At 61.8% G+C, this 17,064-nt stretch carries 15 protein-coding genes and 1 pseudogene; 11 read left to right on the forward strand and 5 right to left on the reverse strand.

The window, feature by feature from the left end:
- Nucleotides 1-151: 151 nt before the first annotated feature.
- The gene (locus PD885_RS01190) at nucleotides 152-1,570 is read right to left on the reverse strand and encodes a M23 family metallopeptidase (RefSeq protein WP_002808412.1); all 1,419 of its coding nucleotides are present in this window, start codon (nucleotides 1,568-1,570) and stop codon (nucleotides 152-154) included.
- Nucleotides 1,571-1,740: 170 nt separating this feature from the next.
- Here PD885_RS01190 and tyrS point away from each other — a divergent pair, with 170 nt between their 5' ends.
- Complete coding sequence (gene tyrS / locus PD885_RS01195; RefSeq protein WP_002808408.1) at nucleotides 1,741-2,952, forward strand: tyrosine--tRNA ligase; 1,212 nt, start codon at nucleotides 1,741-1,743, stop codon at nucleotides 2,950-2,952.
- A gap of 104 nt (nucleotides 2,953-3,056) precedes the next feature.
- Here the strand turns inward: tyrS and putA are convergent, their stop codons facing one another.
- Complete coding sequence (gene putA / locus PD885_RS01200) at nucleotides 3,057-6,257, reverse strand: bifunctional proline dehydrogenase/L-glutamate gamma-semialdehyde dehydrogenase PutA (protein ID WP_002808406.1); 3,201 nt, start codon at nucleotides 6,255-6,257, stop codon at nucleotides 3,057-3,059.
- A 298-nt stretch (nucleotides 6,258-6,555) separates the two neighbouring features.
- Here putA and PD885_RS01205 point away from each other — a divergent pair, with 298 nt between their 5' ends.
- The 6 genes from PD885_RS01205 to PD885_RS01230 are packed head-to-tail and all read left to right on the forward strand — an operon-like array spanning nucleotide 6,556 to nucleotide 11,261.
- Nucleotides 6,556-7,032, forward strand: a complete 477-nt coding sequence (locus PD885_RS01205; RefSeq protein WP_002808405.1) for a DUF2244 domain-containing protein — start codon at nucleotides 6,556-6,558, stop codon at nucleotides 7,030-7,032.
- Nucleotides 7,033-7,048: 16 nt separating this feature from the next.
- Nucleotides 7,049-7,957 carry a cytochrome c oxidase subunit II gene (gene coxB / locus PD885_RS01210; protein WP_002808403.1) on the forward strand — a complete coding sequence of 303 codons (909 nt, stop codon included), beginning with the start codon at nucleotides 7,049-7,051 and terminating at the stop codon, nucleotides 7,955-7,957.
- 38 nt (nucleotides 7,958-7,995) lie between these two features.
- Nucleotides 7,996-9,600, forward strand: coding sequence for a cytochrome c oxidase subunit I (ctaD, locus tag PD885_RS01215; RefSeq protein WP_002808401.1), 1,605 nt, complete (start codon nucleotides 7,996-7,998; stop codon nucleotides 9,598-9,600).
- A complete protein-coding gene (locus tag PD885_RS01220) occupies nucleotides 9,581-9,754 on the forward strand; it encodes a hypothetical protein (RefSeq protein ID WP_002808399.1) in 174 nt (57 codons plus the stop codon). The genes ctaD and PD885_RS01220 overlap by 20 nt, the downstream gene beginning before the upstream one ends.
- Entirely contained in the window at nucleotides 9,751-10,347 is a 597-nt protein-coding gene (locus PD885_RS01225; RefSeq protein ID WP_002808397.1) for a cytochrome c oxidase assembly protein, read from the forward strand. The genes PD885_RS01220 and PD885_RS01225 overlap by 4 nt, the downstream gene beginning before the upstream one ends.
- Before the next feature lie 38 nt (nucleotides 10,348-10,385).
- Nucleotides 10,386-11,261, forward strand: coding sequence for a cytochrome c oxidase subunit 3 (locus PD885_RS01230; protein WP_002808395.1), 876 nt, complete (start codon nucleotides 10,386-10,388; stop codon nucleotides 11,259-11,261).
- An 82-nt stretch (nucleotides 11,262-11,343) separates the two neighbouring features.
- Here PD885_RS01230 and PD885_RS01235 read toward each other — a convergent pair whose 3' ends face one another.
- Complete coding sequence (locus tag PD885_RS01235; protein WP_002808393.1) at nucleotides 11,344-11,562, reverse strand: twin transmembrane helix small protein; 219 nt, start codon at nucleotides 11,560-11,562, stop codon at nucleotides 11,344-11,346.
- A 60-nt stretch (nucleotides 11,563-11,622) separates the two neighbouring features.
- Here PD885_RS01235 and PD885_RS01240 point away from each other — a divergent pair, with 60 nt between their 5' ends.
- From PD885_RS01240 to cyoE, 4 genes are read left to right on the forward strand one after another with little or no spacing between them, the layout of a single operon-like run.
- A complete protein-coding gene (locus tag PD885_RS01240) occupies nucleotides 11,623-12,348 on the forward strand; it encodes an SURF1 family protein (protein ID WP_002808391.1) in 726 nt (241 codons plus the stop codon).
- Nucleotides 12,349-12,375: 27 nt separating this feature from the next.
- Entirely contained in the window at nucleotides 12,376-12,951 is a 576-nt protein-coding gene (locus PD885_RS01245) for a hypothetical protein (protein ID WP_002808390.1), read from the forward strand.
- 10 nt (nucleotides 12,952-12,961) lie between these two features.
- Nucleotides 12,962-14,125: a COX15/CtaA family protein gene (locus tag PD885_RS01250; protein WP_002808388.1), complete on the forward strand. Its 1,164-nt coding sequence runs from the start codon at nucleotides 12,962-12,964 to the stop codon at nucleotides 14,123-14,125.
- A gap of 2 nt (nucleotides 14,126-14,127) precedes the next feature.
- The gene (gene cyoE, locus PD885_RS01255; RefSeq protein WP_002808386.1) at nucleotides 14,128-15,024 is read left to right on the forward strand and encodes a heme o synthase; all 897 of its coding nucleotides are present in this window, start codon (nucleotides 14,128-14,130) and stop codon (nucleotides 15,022-15,024) included.
- A 206-nt stretch (nucleotides 15,025-15,230) separates the two neighbouring features.
- Here cyoE and PD885_RS01260 read toward each other — a convergent pair.
- A pseudogene (locus tag PD885_RS01260) lies at nucleotides 15,231-15,729 on the reverse strand (thioredoxin family protein); the annotation flags it as partial.
- A gap of 332 nt (nucleotides 15,730-16,061) precedes the next feature.
- Complete coding sequence (locus PD885_RS01265) at nucleotides 16,062-17,063, reverse strand: bile acid:sodium symporter family protein (protein ID WP_002808383.1); 1,002 nt, start codon at nucleotides 17,061-17,063, stop codon at nucleotides 16,062-16,064.
- Nucleotide 17,064: the final 1 nt, after the last annotated feature.

Here is a 17,064-nt window from a genome sequence, read left to right on the forward strand (position 1 = left end):
AACGGCTTAGCAAGGCTGCGCATTCGGCATGAACAGGTGCCATGCACGCATCCTCGATGCCGGTCGTGAGGCGGCAACTATCTGCTGCCTGCAGTAACAATCAAAGTGTTTGACCAGGGAACTGCTTGCAAAGGCTTGTCAGACGCTCCACTTAACCGCGCGGCTTGCTCTTGCCAGGCTTGGCGGCATCGGCATAGATCAGCTTCTCGATGCTTTCGATACGTGCCAATGCAGGCGCAGTCTGCGCGCGGAACGCCGCCAGCTCGGCGCCTTGCAGCGGCTCCGGCGGCGGCATGGTCACCGACATCGGGTTGCGCTGTTGGCCGGCGACGCGGAATTCGTAATGCAGATGCGGGCCGGTCGCCAGACCGGTCATGCCCACATAACCGATTACCGTGCCCTGATTGATCCGCTGGCCGGCCTTGATCTTGCCGAAGCGCGACATGTGCCCGTACAGCGTGCTGAAGTTCCTGCCGTGGTCCAGGATCACCACATTGCCGTAGCCATGCTGGGTGCCCACAAACACCACGCGCGCATCGCCAGCAGCCATGATCGGCGTGCCCGAGGCGGCTGCGTAATCCACACCCTTGTGCATGCGCATGGTGCCCAGCACCGGATGCTTACGCGCGCCAAAGGTGGAGCTGATGCGGCTGTAGGCAACCGGCATACGGATGAAACTTTTCTTCAGCGGCCGGCCGTTGATGTCGAAATACTCGGCCGGCTTGCCCTCGCGCTTAAAGCGGAATCCGGTATAGGTCTTGCCGCCAGTGGTGAAGGTCGCCGCCAGGATCTCGTCGGTGCCGATCCGCTCGCCTTCGCGCCAGGTCTCATCCATCACCACACTGAAACGGTCGCCCGGCTGCAGGTCCTTATCGAAGTCGATGTCGTACTTGAAAATCTCGTCGGTCATGATCTCAACCGCCGCCGGTGACAGGCCCGACTTGCTGGCCGATGCATACAACGAACTGCTGATTTCCCCGCTTGCCACCACCGTACGCATGGTTGTCGCGCGCTCGATGACGTTCTCGCGCACGCTGTCGCCCAACAGGCGCAGCTCCACACGATGGCTGTCGTCGCGATCGAAGCGCAGTGCGCGCAGCTGCCCTGGCGCTGGCATATCGAAGGCGATCTCGGCGCCTGCATGCAACTTGGTCAGCGCGTCCTTGGTGCCCGGATGCGCAAGCACCTGATACATCACCGCGGTCGGAATTCCCAACTCGCTAAACAAGGTGCTCAGCGTCTGACCGGGTTTGACCTGCACCGTTTCCCAATCGGTGCCGGGCGCGCGCTGCTTGCGGCTAGGTAACAAGGGCGGCAGCGGCAATGCCAGCGTGGAATGGCTGGAGAGTGGCGTATCGATGGCGTTGGAAAAGCCCGGCACGATCGTCGCGACCAGCGCGCCGATGGTCGCGAACAGACTGACATGGATCCAATGGCGGCGTGTCCAGCTTTCATTGAATGCTGCCGACAGGTGTGCCTTGAGCTTGCGATGCAGTGCAGTGTCGTGGAGGACGTGGAGACGTTCTTGAAAGCGCCGCTTACGTGCACGGCCCTGCTCTGAGTTCTGCATCGTTCAAATTCCTAAGCGGCTCGGAATGCGAGCGCAAACATCGGTAACATAGGCACCATGTAACAGCGCGTCAAAGTATTGAGCCTGTTCATTATTTCACTCGGCGCGGAATTAACTCGCGTTTAACATCATTCATGTTTTTTGACGGCGCACGCCGCTGGAGTCTGTGGTTGGCCACTATCGAAGAATCCCTTGCGCTCATTGGCCGCGGTGTCGACGAGATCCTCAAGCTCGATCAGCTCGAAGCGCGCCTCAAATCAGGTGTCCCGCTACGGGTAAAGGCCGGCTTCGATCCTACCGCACCGGATCTGCATTTGGGCCACACCGTGCTGCTCAACAAGATGCGGCATTTTCAGCAGCTCGGCCATCAGGTGATCTTCCTGATCGGCGACTTCACCGGCATGATTGGTGACCCTAGCGGCAAGAACGTCACCCGCAAGCCGCTCACTCGCGAAGAGGTGCTGGCCAACGCGCGTACCTATGAGGAGCAGGTCGTTAAAATCCTCGACCGCGAGCGTACCGAGGTGCGCTTCAACTCCGAATGGTTCGGCCAGATGAGTGCCGCGGACATGATCAAGTTGTCGGCGCAGCACACGGTCGCGCGCATGCTCGAGCGCGACGACTTCGCCAAGCGCTTCAGCGGCCACCAGCCGATCGCCATCCACGAGTTCCTGTATCCGCTGGTGCAGGGCTACGACTCGGTTGCCTTGAAGGCAGACGTCGAACTGGGTGGCACCGATCAGAAGTTCAACCTTCTGGTGGGCCGCGGCTTGCAGGAACATTATGGACAGGCGCCGCAGATCGTGCTGACCATGCCGTTATTGGAAGGTCTGGATGGCATTGCCAAGATGTCCAAGTCGCTGGGCAACTACATCGGTATCAATGAGCCCGCCATCGACATTGTCACCAAGACGATGAAGATCGGTGACGAGTTGACCTGGCGCTGGATCGATCTGCTGTCCTTCGACATTGGCGTTGCCGAGGCCGCGCGCCTGAAAGAACAGGTCGTTTCGGGTGAGCTGCATCCGCGCGAAGTCAAATTGCGTCTGGCTCGCGAACTGACCGCACGTTTTCACGATGCCGCAGCGGCCGAGCAGGCCATTGCCGGCTGGCACGCCGTGGTGACGGGGCAGGGCGACACCAGCCTGCTGCCACTGCACGAAGTCGCCGTGCCGGCTGAAGGGCTGCGGATCGCAAGCCTGCTCACTGCCGCCGGCCTGACGCCCAGCAATTCCGAAGCCACGCGCAAACTCAAGGAGCGGGCAGTCAAGATCGACGGCGAAGTGGTCGAGGATCCTTCGCGCCAGTTTGGCCAAGGCTTTGAGGGTGTCATCCAGGTTGGCAAGCGCAATTTCGCGCGGGTCGTGCTTGTCACCGGTTGAGCTGCCAGAAGTTGCTGCGTGGCGGCAACCCAGATTTCTGACACATGCAGGTATTGCATCGTGGCAAGGCCAAGACGCTGACGCGACGGCAATTAGTCGTCGTCTCAGTCGCCCATTGTCAGTAGTGAGGCGTTGCCACCTGCTGCTGTGGTGTTAACAGTGACGACCTTTTCGGTTGCAAAACGCAGCAGGTAATGCGGACCGCCGGCTTTGGGCCCAGTGCCGGATAGGCCCTGGCCGCCGAAGGGCTGTACGCCGACGACGGCGCCGATCTGGTTGCGGTTGACGTAGACATTGCCGACCGTGACGCGTGAAGTAATGCGCTCGATGGTCTCGTCGATGCGCGAGTGCACTCCCAGGGTCAAGCCATATCCGGTGGCGTTGATTTGATCGATAACAGTGTCGAGCTGATCGGCTTTCCAGCGGATCACGTGCAGGACGGGACCGAAAACCTCGCGATGTAACTGCGCAAGCGACGTCAGTTCGTACGCACGCGGAGCGAAAAAGCTGCCGTTTGCGGTCACTGCATCCAATGTGGTGCAGCCGATCAGGCGAGCTTCGCTATCCATGCGCGCTGCGTGATCGCCGAGAATTTTGAGCGCATCGGCATCGATAACGGGACCAACGTCGGTGGACAACTGGCCGGGGTCGCCGATTTTCAACTCACCCATGGCGCCGGCGAGCATGGTCATGACCTTGTCGGCGATGTCGTCCTGGACGAACAGCACGCGTGCGGCCGAGCAACGTTGGCCGGCAGACATGAAGGCGCTAGAGATCGCGTCCTTGACAACGGCCTCCGGTAGCGACGACGAGTCGGCGATGAAGGCGTTCTGGCCGCCAGTCTCGGCAATCAAGACGCCGATCGCGGCATCACGCGAGGCCAGCGTGCGATTGATGATGCGTGCGGTATCGGTGGAGCCGGTAAAGGCGACGCCGGCGACCCGCGGATCGTTGGTCAGTGCGGCGCCGACGGTGGCGCCATCGCCTGGCAAGAACTGCACGACTGCTTCGGGGATGCCAGCTTCATGAAGTAGTTTTACCGCAGCATATCCGATGAGGTTGGTCTGCTCGGCCGGTTTGGCTATGACGCTATTTCCTGCAGCGAGGGCGGCTGCGACTTGGCCGAGGAAAATGGCGAGCGGGAAGTTCCAGGGGCTGATGCAAACGAATACGCCGCGGCCGTGCAGCTGCAGCTCGTTGGATTCGCCGGTTGGTCCGGGCAGGCGTTCGGGCGCGCTGAACTGCGCCCGTGCCTGGCTGGCGTAATAGCGCAGGAAATCCACCGCCTCGCGCACCTCGGCCACTGCGTCGGGCAAGGTCTTGCCGGCTTCCTTGACGCAGATCGCCATGAATCCGGGCATGCGCGCTTCGAGCAGTTCGGCGGCATGTTCCAGGATGGTGGCGCGACTTGCTGCAGGTGTGCGGTTCCAGGCGGGCTGCGCGGCGGCAGCGGTCGCCAGGGACCTCTGCACGGTGGCCGGGTCGGCTGGCTGCCACTGCCCGACCGTTTCGCGACGATCTGCCGGGTTGAGCACCGCCTCGCTGGGCGTGCTGATCACCGCACCGGGCACCAGCGGGGCGGCCTTCCACGGTTTAATCGCGGCATTGAGTTGCTCGGCCAACTGCCGCAGATCGTTGTCGTTGGCGAGATTGGCGCCCATGGAGTTTTTCCTGTGCTGGTTCTGGCTGCGCAACAGTTCGGTTGGCAGCGGAATCTTGGGATGCGGAATGGAGGCAAATGACAACACCGCTTCGACCGGATCGCGAATCAGCTCTTCGATAGCGACGGTTTCATCGGTAATACGATTGACGAAGCTGGAATTGGCGCCGTTTTCGAGCAGGCGGCGCACCAGATACGGCAGCAAATCCTCGTGCGAGCCGACCGGTGCATACACGCGGCACGGCAGCCCCAGACGATCGAGCGGAATCACTTCGGCATATAGGTCATCGCCCATGCCGTGCAGCTTCTGATACTCGTAAGTCTTGCCTGCAGCAATCGCACGTACCGCCGCGATGGTCTGCGCGTTATGGGTGGCGAACATCGGATACAGCGCATCGCTGTGCGTGAACATGCAACGTGCGCAGGCAAGGTAAGACACATCGGTGTTCTGCTTGCGCGTAAACACCGGGTAGCCGGGATGGCCCTCGATCTGTGCACGCTTGATTTCGGCATCCCAATACGCGCCTTTGACCAGACGCACAGGAATGCGCCGACCGAGGCGACGTGCAAGATCGGCAAGGAAATCGATCGTATACGGCGTGCGTTTTTGATACGCCTGCACGGCAAGACCATAGCCTTCCCATCCGTCCAGCGACCGGTCGGAGAACGTGGCCTCGATGATGTCCAGCGACAGTTCCAGGCGGTCTGCTTCTTCGGCGTCGACGGTGTAGCCGATGCCGTAGGCCTTGGCCAACTGCGCCAGCTCCAATACGCCGGGAACTAGCTCGGCCAACACGCGTGCGCGCTTGGCATGCTCGTAGCGCGGGTATAAGGCTGACAGCTTGATCGAAATGCTGGGAGCTGCGAACACGTCGGTGCCAACGAAGCTGCCGCTGCGGCCGATTGCATGAATCGCATCGCGATATGCCTGCAGATAGCGCTGCGCATCCTCCATGGTGAGTGCGCCTTCGCCGAGCATGTCGAACGAATAGCGGTAATCGGCGTTGTCGCCTTTGCGCGAGCGCGACAATGCCTCACCGATGGTGCGTCCCATGACGAATTGATGGCCCATGATCTTCATTGCCTGACGCACAGCCAGACGAATCACCTGTTCGCCGACGCGGCCGATCAGTCGCTTGAATGCACCTGGCACATCGGCGCGGGTGAGCTCGTTGAGCTGCACCAGCTTGCCGGTGAGCATCAGCCCCCAGGTCGATGCGTTGACCAGCACCGAGTCGCTGCCGCCCATGTGCTTGTTCCAGTCGGCATCGCCGAGCTTGTCGCGGATCAGTTTGTCTGCAGTGTTCTGATCGGGAATACGCAGCAGCGCTTCGGCCACGCACATCAGCAGGACGCCTTCTTCGCTGCCCAGGTCGTATTGGCGCATGAAGGCTTCGATCGCGCTCTGGTCGTGTGCGCGTGCACGCACGCGGGTGACCAAATCGGCCGCGACCGCTTGCACCTTTGTTTGTTCGGCGGCCGGGAAGCGTGCATGGGCTAGCAATTCGCGCACGTGCTCGGCTTCGTCTTTGAGCCAGGCGGCGGTGACGGCGGCACGCAAAGCGCCTGGCGCGGCGGGCAGTTCGGGCGCCAACAGCGGGCGCGCAACCGGGTTGGAGGCAAGCGGGTCGAGCTGAGCGTTCATGCGAAACAGGGCTGGGAATCCTCGCTCATTCTAGTGAGCCGACCCGCCCGCGCACTTGTGTGGAAGCGGCAGCTTTCCTGCCGTTTTGTGCATGTCGGTCGCCAGTACGTGCTTTGGCGGGCCCGCTTCGAAGCAGGTGTCGCCACGGAAGCAGGTGTCGCCACGCAGCTCGGAAGTGGTTGATTTACGCGCATTTTTTAGCTGCACTGCAGCAAATCCTAGATCTTCGGAAACGCTTGCCGCATGCATTCGCGCGGGTCTACCATCAGGGCATTCCCGCAGTGCGCTGCGTCTACCAATGATCGAATTGCTGCCGTTGATGGCCGAAAGGGTTGGGACGCAAGTGCGGTTGCGGCCTCCGCGGGCACTGTCGGGCAAGCAATTCGTGCTGCTGTTCGCAGTGTTGGCGGGAACGATGTGGTTGTTTGCAGGCTTGGGTTGGTGGACCGGTAATGCGTTCGCGCCGATGTTCGCCCTATTGCACAGTGGTGTGGTGGCGCTGGCGCTACGGCAGTTGTGGCGAAGTGGCGAGCGCGAAGAAGCGATCCGGGTGGGTGAAACCGTTGTCGAGGTGTTTCCGTTCGGACACGCGCCACCAGCGTTTCAGGCACATCCGCATTGGGTTCGGTTATGCATGGAGCGCGACGACAGAGTGTTGCTGGTAAGCAGCGGCAAGCAAATCGAGATCGGAAGTTTTCTCGGGCCGGCCGAACGTGTGGAACTGGCAACTACGCTAAAACGCTTGCTCGCGGCCGCCAATGGCCGTCACCGATGACGTAAGGGTCTAGGCAATGACGCAACGCAGCAGCTGGAAGTCGATGCACGCACGCTTGGGCTTGGCGATGACGGCGCTGCTGAGCGCGCCGGCCGCATGGGCGCAATCGGCCGACCTCAAGCAATGGCAGCTCAACATGGGCCGAGGAGTGACCCAGACCGCACGCATGGCCTATGAGGCGCACATGGTTGCGCTGTGGGTGTGCGTGGTGATCGGGGCGCTGGTGTTCGCGGCGATGGGCTATGCGATCTTCAAGTTCCGCAAGTCTAAAGGCGCGGTGGCTGCGCAATTCAGTCACAACGCCACGGCCGAAATCTTGTGGACGGTGATTCCGGTGTTGGTGCTGATCGCGATGGCGTGGCCGGCGACAGCCAAGTTGATTGCGATGTACGACACCCGCGAATCGGAAATGACGGTCAAGGTGACCGGCTATCAGTGGATGTGGAAATACGAGTATCTGGGCCAGGGTGTGGAATTCACCAGTCGCTTGGCGCGCGAATCCGACCGCATCCGGCAGAGCGGTGAGCGCCCGACCGCTGCGTCGCAGCCGCATTATCTGCGGGACGTCGACAACCGCCTGGTGCTGCCGGTCAATACCAAAATCCGCTTCGTGATCACTGCCGACGACGTGATCCACGCTTGGTGGGTGCCTGCGCTGGGCTGGAAGCAGGACGCAATTCCCGGCATCGTCAACGAGGCATGGACCAATATCGAGCAGCCGGGCGTGTATCGCGGGCAATGCGCTGAGTTGTGCGGCAAGGATCATGGATTCATGCCGATCGTGGTCGAAGCATTGCCCAAAGCCGAGTTCCAGCGCTGGCTGGCAGCGCGCCGCAGTGTTGCGGGTGCATCTCCGGCGGCCGCTGCACCTGTGACGCCGCCTGACGAAACAGCGCCAGCCGCGGCGCCGACCGCCGTTCTTTAATCGCTCACAACCGCTCGCTTCGCAGAGGTCGTTCCGTCATGGCGCATACCGCAGTCGATCACCACGGACACCACCAGCCCGGTTTTGTCGAACGCTGGTTTTTTTCGACCAATCACAAGGACATCGGCACGCTATATCTGCTGTTTTCCTTTGTGATGTTTATCGTTGGCGCGGCGATGAGCGTGGTCATTCGAGCCGAATTGATGCAGCCCGGATTGCAGTTCGTCAAACCGGAATTCTTCAATCAGATGACCACCGTGCATGCACTGGTGATGATCTTCGGTGGCGTGATGCCAGCGTTCGTCGGTTTGGCCAACTGGATGATTCCGCTGCAGATCGGCGCCCCGGATATGGCGTTGCCGCGCATGAATAACTGGTCGTTCTGGTTGCTGCCGGTCGCGTTCACCTTGTTGCTGCTGACGCTATTTTTGCCGGGTGGCGCGCCGGCGGGTGGTTGGACGTTGTATCCGCCGCTGTCGTTGCAAGGCGGCTACAACGTGGCTTTCAGCGTGTTTGCAATCCACGTTGCCGGCGTCAGTTCGATCATGGGTGCGATCAACATCATCGCAACCGTGCTCAACATGCGCGCGCCGGGCATCGATCTGTTGAAGATGCCGATCTTCTGCTGGGCCTGGCTGATTACCGCATTCCTGCTGATCGCCGTGATGCCAGTGCTGGCCGGTGCGGTGACCATGTTGTTGACTGACAAGTTCTTCGGTACCAGCTTTTTCAACGCGGCCGGCGGCGGTGACCCGGTAATGTACCAGCATATCTTCTGGTTCTTCGGGCACCCCGAGGTCTACATCATGATCCTGCCGGCGTTCGGCGTGGTCAGCGAAATCATTCCCACCTTCAGCCGTAAGCCGCTGTTCGGTTACCAGGCGATGGTCTATGCCATTGCCGCAATCGCCTTCCTGAGTTTCATCGTGTGGGCACACCATATGTTCACCGTGGGTATGCCGCTCGGTGGCGAAATCTACTTCATGTTCGCCACGATGCTGATCTCCATCCCGACCGGGGTGAAAGTGTTCAATTGGGTGAGCACAATGTGGAAAGGCTCGCTGACGTTCGAGTCGCCGATGTTGTGGGCAGTGGCATTCGTCATTCTCTTCAGCATCGGTGGTTTCTCGGGCCTGATGCTGGCGATCGTACCGGCGGATTTCCAGTATCACGACACCTATTTTGTTGTCGCGCATTTCCATTATGTGCTGGTTACCGGTGCGGTATTCGCATTGATTGCGGCGGTGTATTACTGGTGGCCGAAGTGGACCGGACGCATGTACAACGAGACCTGGGCCAAGTTCCACTTCTGGTGGACGATGGTGTTCGTTAATCTATTGTTCTTCCCGCAACACTTCCTCGGTTTGGCCGGTATGCCGCGGCGTATTCCCGATTACAACGTGGTGTTCGCCGACTGGAATCTGATCAGTTCGGTCGGTGCGTTCGGCATGTTCGCCACACCGTTCCTGATGGCCGGGATTCTGCTCGCGTCGTTGCGCAGTGGCGCAAAGGCCGATGCGCGCGCATGGGAAGGGGCGAAGGGTTTGGAGTGGACAGTGCCCTCACCTGCGCCGGCGCATACCTTCACCGTGCCGCCGATGATCAAGCCTGGAGATCTTGCGCATGAAGACATCGGTTACTGAGCCCGCGCCGGCATCGGCCGTGATACGTTTGCTCTCCGCTGCCGAACGGCAGGCGCAACAGCGTCGTGCCGTGCGCCGCACTGCGGTCACTGTCAGCATCATCGCAGCGCTGATCTACGCAGGCTTCATCGCCTCTGGAGTCATCGCACGATGAATGCCCGCGTGCCCGCGCCTGCACCGACTGCCGGCCTGTTCAAGCTGCTGGGCGTGGTATTGGGCGTGTTCGTGCTAACCTTTTCGCTGGTGCCGCTCTACCGCATCGCCTGCGAGAAAGTGTTCGGAATCCGCATGGAGCGTGCCCCGGGCAGCTCACGTGCAAGCGAGGGTGCGCCTGCTGCATCCGGCAAGCGCACCGTGCGGGTGGAATTCGATGCCGGGGTGAATTCCAAACTGCCGTGGACCTTCCATCCCGAGCAGATGACGATGGACGTGGTGCCTGGCGAACTCAACGAAGCGCTGTATTTCGCGCGCAACGACAGCCCGCGTGCAGTGGTGGGTAGCGCGGTGCCGTCGGTCGCGCCAGCGCGTGCATCGGGATATTTCAACAAGACCGAATGTTTCTGTTTTACCGCGCAGACCTTGCAGGCCGGGGAAACGCGCGACATGCCGCTGCGCTTTATCGTCGACCCTGCCTTGCCGCCGGAAGTCACCACCATCACTTTGTCTTACACGTTCTATCGCAACGACGCACTGACCTCGGAATTACGGGGCGCTGGCGCATCCAGCGCGCCGCGCGCAGCACCGTAACTCGTCATCCACTCGCACCACGACACGGAAGCAACGCCATGGCCGACCACAGTACCAACGCCGATGCGTATTTCGTCCCGAGCCAGAGTAAGTGGCCGTTTGTGGGGTCGATTGCGATGTTCGTGATGATGATCGGCGTGGCAAGTTGGCTCAACGACGCTGCATGGGGGCGCTGGACGTTCTTCGCTGGCGTGGCGATGTTGCTGGCGACCTTGTTTATGTGGTTTGGCGATGTCATTCGCGAATCCAACGCCGGGCATTACAACCGCCAGGTAGATGGCTCGTTCCGCATGGGGATGGTGTGGTTCATTTTTTCCGAAGTGATGTTTTTCGGCGCCTTCTTCGGTGCGTTGTTCTACACCCGCGTGCTGACGCTGCCCTGGTTGGGCGGCGAAGGCGATGGCGTGATGACCAACGAGTTGCTGTGGAACGGCTATTCCGCTGCGTGGCCGACCAATGGCCCTGGCACGATCGGTGGGCAATTTCAGACTATCCCGGCCTGGGGCTTGCCGCTGATCAATACCCTGATCCTGCTCAGTTCCGGCGTGACCTTGACCATCGCCCATCACGCGCTCAAAGGCGGACGTCGCGGTTCGTTGTCGCTGTGGCTGGGCCTGACTGTGCTGCTGGGTTGCGTGTTTTTGTTCCTGCAGGCCGAGGAATATATCCACGCCTATACCGAACTCAATCTCACGCTTGGATCTGGCATCTACGGTTCGACCTTCTTCATGCTCACCGGCTTCCACGGCATGCATGTGCTGCTGGGCACGATCATGCTGGCAGTGATGTGGCTACGCGCCGCGAAGGGGCACTTTACCCGCGACCACCATTTCGCTTTCGAAGCAGCAGCGTGGTATTGGCACTTCGTGGACGTGGTGTGGCTGGCGTTGTTCCTATTCGTGTATGTACTTTGAGGGCTGGGATTGGGGAGTGGGGATTCGTAAAAGCGCAGTGACAAGTCGCTCTTGCGCATCTCCAATGCCGCATCCCGGCGCGTCAGCGCCCAATCCCATGCGGCTTGATCCAGCCGGTGTAGATACCGATGATCACGACCGCGATCAACGCGACCGATAGACCGATGCGCCAGGTGAGTGCGTTGACTGTGCGCTTGGTCTCGCCACGGTCGGTGAGCAGGTAGTAGAGGCCGGCGCCCAGGTTCCATAGGATCACGATCAGGAAGGCGACAATCAGCAGCGTCTTGAGCGAATCGTTCACAACAGCCCCGGTAGTCGTTGGCGTGGTAACGGCATTGCACGCCTTTTTGCGTCGCTTGTCATGATGCGCAAGCACACGATGGTGCTGGGTTGGTGTCTGGCATTATTGGTCAGCGCTGGTTTTGCGGCGCTTGGGCAATGGCAGCTGCAGCGCATGCATAGCAAGCAAGCCTTACTGGAACGCGCTGCGCATGTTCGAGAGACGCCGTTGACCTTGATGCAGGCATTCGCCATGCCGCATGAACTGGCCTGGGTGAGCGGGCGCGTGCGCTTTCTGCCGCAGCAGGTCTTGCTGGACAACCAATTACACGAAGGGCGCGCGGGTGTGCGCGTCTATCAACTTGCAGCACCGGAAGGCATGTCAGGCACGTTGCTGGTCGAGCTGGGCTGGCTGCCGCTGCCGGCGAATCGGCAGTTACCAACGATCACTCCGATGCAAGGTACCCAGACAATACAGGGCTTGTTGGGCGCACCGACTTCGGCTGGACTCGCCATTGGGCCGGCATTGGCAGCGGTCGATGCACCGCAGATCTGGCTAGCCACGCGCCTGGATACAACGGCCTTGCGCAGCACGCTGGGCAGGCGCGACATTTCGTCGCAGGTATTGCGCTTGGATCCGGCCCTACCGGTCGGGTATGTGCGCGATCTGGAGATGCTGCCGAACACGCTACCACCCGCGCGGCACTTGGGTTATGCGGTGCAATGGTTCGGGCTGGCTACGGCAGTGCTGGTCACTGCAACGCTGCTGACGTGGCGTGCGCGCCGCCGCCGTCGACGCGGGCACTGACGCCTGCGGCATGAGAAAATCGCCGGCATGACCTCATCCACATCGGCCACGCCGCACTCGGTCAAACGCGGCCGCAGGATGCTGATTGCCCTGGCGGTGCTGTTCTTCGGCTCGATGTTGCTGGCCGGCGTGCTGCGCTTCTCCGGCTGGCAGCCGGCGTCGATGCGCAATCATGGCGAACTGCTGAAACCGCCTGCCGACCTGCGTGCATTGGTTCCGCTACGCGCGAACGGGCAGCCATATGCGTGGGCGCCGATCGAGCGGGTCTGGCGGATTGCGCTTGCACCGCCGGCAAATTGCACACAGCAGTGCGTGGCGCTGGCAGCGGAACTGGACAAGGTGTGGCAGTTGCTCGGGCATCGCGCCGACAAGGTGGAGGTGTTGTGGATCGGCTCGCCGCCGGCCGGCCTGCCGCCGATGCCGGCGTTACGCGTACTGCGCGGCGATGCACGGCTGCGGCAGGCATTGCCGCGCGCCACCGACGCTGCCGGCGTGCCGGTGTATGTGATCGACCCCAATGGCTTCGTGATCCTGCGTTACGCCCCGGACTTCGACCCGGCCGGCTTGCGTGCCGATCTGGTCAAGCTGCTGAAACTGATGTGAGCCTGTTTCGATGAATCTGTTTGCGCCACCGGCATTGTTTCGCCACTTCCACCGCATGGCCTGGCTGGCTGCGTTGTTCACTGCGAGCACGATCCTGTTCGGGTCGTTCGTGCGCCTGTCCGATGCCGGCATGAGTTGCCCGGACTGGCCGACCTGCTACGGCCGCGTCACCTGGCCGCAGACCACCGACCAAGCCAACACGCATGTGGCCAGTCAGATCCGTCCGCTGGAATCGCACAAGGCTTGGCGCGAACAGGTGCACCGTTTCCTGGCCGGCGCACTCGGTGTAGAAGTGCTGGTGTTGTCGTTGCTGGCAGCACGTCGGCGTCGCATGGGCATTGCGCAAGTGGTATCGGCCGCAGTGTTGGTGGCGCTGTCGATTCCTCTCTACATATCCGGCTGGCACGGCGTCGCGTTTGGCATGGCGGTCGCGGGCGAGGCCGTCCTGCTGCTGGCGGCGCTGCGCTGGAGCAATATTGATCTGGCCCGCGCTGCGGTGCTGACGCTGGCGGTGGTGATCTTCCAGGCGCTGCTGGGCATGTGGACGGTGACGCTGCTGCTCAAGCCCATCGTGGTAATGGGGCATCTGCTTGGCGGCATGCTGATGTTCTCGCTGCTGGTGTGGATGGCTTGGCGCGCGACCCATGTGCCGATCACCTTGGCAGACGCCTCGCGGCTGAAGTGGCTGCTGCGCCTGGGCGTGGCGGTGCTGGGCCTGCAGATCGCGCTCGGTGGCTGGGTCAGTGCCAATTACGCGGCGTTGGCGTGTGGCGGCGGCAGTTGGTCGGCCGACAACTTCCCGCGTTGCGTCAGCCAGTGGTGGCCGCCGCATGACTTCCGCGAAGGGTTCACGCTGTGGCGTGGGATCGGCGTGGATTACGAAGCCGGCGTGCTCGATGGCGCGGCGCGTATCGCCATCCAGATGGCACACCGGCTGTGGGCCATTGCGACGTCGCTGTACCTATGGTGGCTGGCGTGGCGTTTGTCGCGCTCGCCGGGCATGCGCGGCTGGGCGGTCGCTCTGACAGTGCTGGTGGCGGTGCAGGTGACGCTGGGCATGCTCAACGTCAAGTTGGCGCTGCCGCTGGAAGTGTCGGTCATGCACAACGGTGGCGCGGTGGCGTTGCTGTTCGTGCTGGTCTCGCTGCTGGCGCGGTTGCGCGCCCCGGAGTGAGGATGGCTGTCAGCGCACGCGATTACTGGGATCTGACCAAACCCAAGGTGGTGGCATTGATCGTGTTCACCGCGTTGGTCGGCATGTTCCTGGCTGTCCCCGATATGCCGACTTGGCCGCAGGTACGCACCGGTGCGCTGGGCTTTCTGGGCATCTGGATGGCGGCCTCGGCGGCGGCGGCGATCAATCAGTTGCTCGATGCCAAGATCGATGCGCAGATGGCGCGGACCTCATGGCGGCCGCTGGTGGTGGGCAAGGTGCGCCCGTGGCATGTGCTGGTATTTGCCAGCGTGCTGATCGTGATCTCCATGACCATCCTGGTGGTGTGGGTGAACGTCATAACCGCGGTGCTGACCTTCGCTTCGCTGATCGGCTATGCGGTGATCTACACGGTGTACCTGAAACGTGCGACCTCGCAGAACATCGTAATCGGCGGGCTGGCCGGTGCTACGCCGCCGATGCTGGGCTGGGCCGCAGTGACCGGCTTGCCGACCAGTGCCGACTGGATAAACGCCTCGCTGCTGGTGCTGATCATCTTTATCTGGACGCCGCCGCATTTCTGGGCGCTGGCGATCTTTCGTCGCGCCGATTACGCCAAGGCGGCGATCCCGATGTTGCCGGTGACCCACGGCGTGCCGCATACGCGCAGGCAGATCCTGATCTACACGGTGCTGTTGGCGATCGTGACCGTACTACCGGTGGCAGTGGGCATGAGCGGCGTGTTTTACCTCGGCGGCGCAGTGGTGCTCAACGTGGTGTTCCTCTGGTACGCGTGGCGCATGCTTGACCCGCCAGACGAGCTGTTCTCGATGAAGATGTTCGGCTACTCCATCGTCTACCTGATGGCGTTGTTCGCGTTTCTGATGGTCGATCATCTGCTGCTGCCTTGGGTGCGTTAGCCGCAACGACAGGCAGTTGCCACCAAGAGCGACTGACAAAACCGCCGCGCTCACCGCCAGGCAGGCGCGGCCGCTGCTCGGAATGGCATGTACCCGATTGCACAAGTCGGTTCTGAGCGCGCCGTGCAGCACCACCGCACGCGCACTCGCTAGGTTTTGCTCGCCGCGCTAAATCACTGCGCAGCTGCCCGCCCCGTCGCTCAGGCTCAACTCAGCCAGCTGGCGCACTCTCTGGTGTTCTTGCTGCCGCAACTTGTCAGCATCTTTTGCTGCAGGCGCGTCAGCACTGCGCTGCCTTTCTGGCGATGTTGTTTGCTCCAGCTCTTCAGTACGGTGACGAGGATGGCCAAGCGCTGACGGGTGCGCTGACGGTAGCCATCGGGTCGCCCGGCCAGCTCGCCGATCACCTGCGTTTGGGCAGCCTCGACGCCGGTAGTGTCGTCGGGGCGGAACCGGATCAACCCATCCACACAGAGCACGTCCCACACTGCACGCGGGCGGTAGGGCCTTGCGCACTTTCGTAAGCCTTCTTGAGCTAGGGCAACGCAATCTTTTTATCGCTGCATTGTTCGGCCAGATCGGGCATGAGTAGTACGGCGTCTTGCTGCGTGCCAACTCGGCCAGCAGCAATTGCTCGGCGCCGCTGCTGTCGCCCACTTCGCTCAGCAACGCCGCGGCAGTGCTGATGGTGGATTGACGCCGCTTGCCGCTCGGCCAAGGCATCTTCGACATCGCCCTCGCGCCAGGCGGGGGCCGGCGTGGCCGCAGCCTTGGTCGGTGCGGAATTGTTGCAGGCAGTGAGCGTTGCCAGCACCGCCAGCAGCGCGATCAATGACGGGAAAGAGCGTCGAAACGACAGCGTCATGGCAATTACCGGTGGGGCGGCAAAAGGCCGATCGAACACTCTGGCGAACGCTGGCGCGCCAGCGTCGGGGGCGCGTCACACTCTTGCATATCTGCTTACACCCCAAATCAGCAGGCACTGCGAACTGCTGTCACGTGGAGCGCAGTGGTCTGTACACCGGCGCTATTTCCACTCAATGCCGCCCGGCATCCGTTTGCGGATCGCTCGATGCGGTACGTGCATAACGCGCGGCCACGAATGCGCACACGATCAGCTGCAGCTGGTGGTACAGCATGATCGGCAACACGATCGCGCCAAGACCGCCACCAGCGAACATCACCTTGGCCATCGGCACGCCCGTGGCCAAGCTCTTTTTCGAGCCGCAAAAAACAATCGCGATTTCGTCGGCGCGGCTGAAGTGCAGACCTCGCGCGATGAAGGTGATCAACAGCATGGCCGCTGCCAGCAACAACGCCGCGGCACCGAGCACGGCGAGCAAGGCGGGCAGCGGCGTTTTCTGCCACAGCCCTTCGTTGACCGATGCACTGAAGGCGGTATAGACCACCAACAAAATGGTGCCCTGGTCGGTGTAACGCAGTACCGGGCGATGACGTTCGACCCAGCCGCCGATCCACGGACGCAGGAAATGACCAGCCAGGAACGGCACCAGCAACTGCAGCAGGATCTTGCCGATCGCCTCGGCTGGATGCGCCATCGCGCCCTGCCTGCCAACCAGCGCGCCCATCAGCAATGGTGTGAAAAACACGCCTAACAAGCTGGAAAGCGAGGCGGCGCACACCGCGGCCGGCACGTTGCCGCGCGCCATCGAGGTAAACGCGATCGACGATTGCACCGTGGACGGCAGCGCGCACAGGAACAACATGCCGACATACAGCTCCGGGGTCAGCGCGAGATGCGCGAGTGGTGTGAACAGCAGCCCGAGCAGCGGAAACAGCAAGAATGTGCAAGCCAGGATCACCAGATGCAGGCGCCAATGCAGCGCACCGGCCTTGACCGCTTCGCGCGACAACCGCGCGCCATGCAGGAAAAACAGCGCAGCGATCGCCACGCCGGTGACATCGTCCATGATCGCTGCGGCGACGCCCGAGACTGGTAGCAGCGAGGCGAACGTGACCGTGCACAGCAGCGCGAGCGTGAATGGATCAATGCGCAACCGCGCCAGCAGATTTTTCATC

It is taken from the genome of Xanthomonas fragariae, assembly GCF_900183975.1.
Lineage (GTDB): Bacteria > Pseudomonadota > Gammaproteobacteria > Xanthomonadales > Xanthomonadaceae > Xanthomonas > Xanthomonas fragariae.

Bases quoted from the DNA above. Each gene is read 5' to 3' on its own strand.
- cyoE (WP_002808386.1), top strand. From the start codon at position 14,128: ATGGCTGTCAGCGCACGCGATTACTGGGATCTGACCAAACCCAAGGTG.
- PD885_RS01205 (WP_002808405.1), top strand. From the start codon at position 6,556: ATGATCGAATTGCTGCCGTTGATGGCCGAAAGGGTTGGGACGCAAGTG.
- PD885_RS01220 (WP_002808399.1), top strand. From the start codon at position 9,581: ATGAAGACATCGGTTACTGAGCCCGCGCCGGCATCGGCCGTGATACGT.
- coxB (WP_002808403.1), top strand. From the start codon at position 7,049: ATGACGCAACGCAGCAGCTGGAAGTCGATGCACGCACGCTTGGGCTTG.
- PD885_RS01265 (WP_002808383.1), bottom strand. From the start codon at position 17,063: ATGAAAAATCTGCTGGCGCGGTTGCGCATTGATCCATTCACGCTCGCG.
- PD885_RS01225 (WP_002808397.1), top strand. From the start codon at position 9,751: ATGAATGCCCGCGTGCCCGCGCCTGCACCGACTGCCGGCCTGTTCAAG.
- PD885_RS01230 (WP_002808395.1), top strand. From the start codon at position 10,386: ATGGCCGACCACAGTACCAACGCCGATGCGTATTTCGTCCCGAGCCAG.
- PD885_RS01245 (WP_002808390.1), top strand. From the start codon at position 12,376: ATGACCTCATCCACATCGGCCACGCCGCACTCGGTCAAACGCGGCCGC.
- PD885_RS01250 (WP_002808388.1), top strand. From the start codon at position 12,962: ATGAATCTGTTTGCGCCACCGGCATTGTTTCGCCACTTCCACCGCATG.
- putA (WP_002808406.1), bottom strand. From the start codon at position 6,257: ATGAACGCTCAGCTCGACCCGCTTGCCTCCAACCCGGTTGCGCGCCCG.
- PD885_RS01190 (WP_002808412.1), bottom strand. From the start codon at position 1,570: ATGCAGAACTCAGAGCAGGGCCGTGCACGTAAGCGGCGCTTTCAAGAA.
- PD885_RS01240 (WP_002808391.1), top strand. From the start codon at position 11,623: ATGATGCGCAAGCACACGATGGTGCTGGGTTGGTGTCTGGCATTATTG.
- ctaD (WP_002808401.1), top strand. From the start codon at position 7,996: ATGGCGCATACCGCAGTCGATCACCACGGACACCACCAGCCCGGTTTT.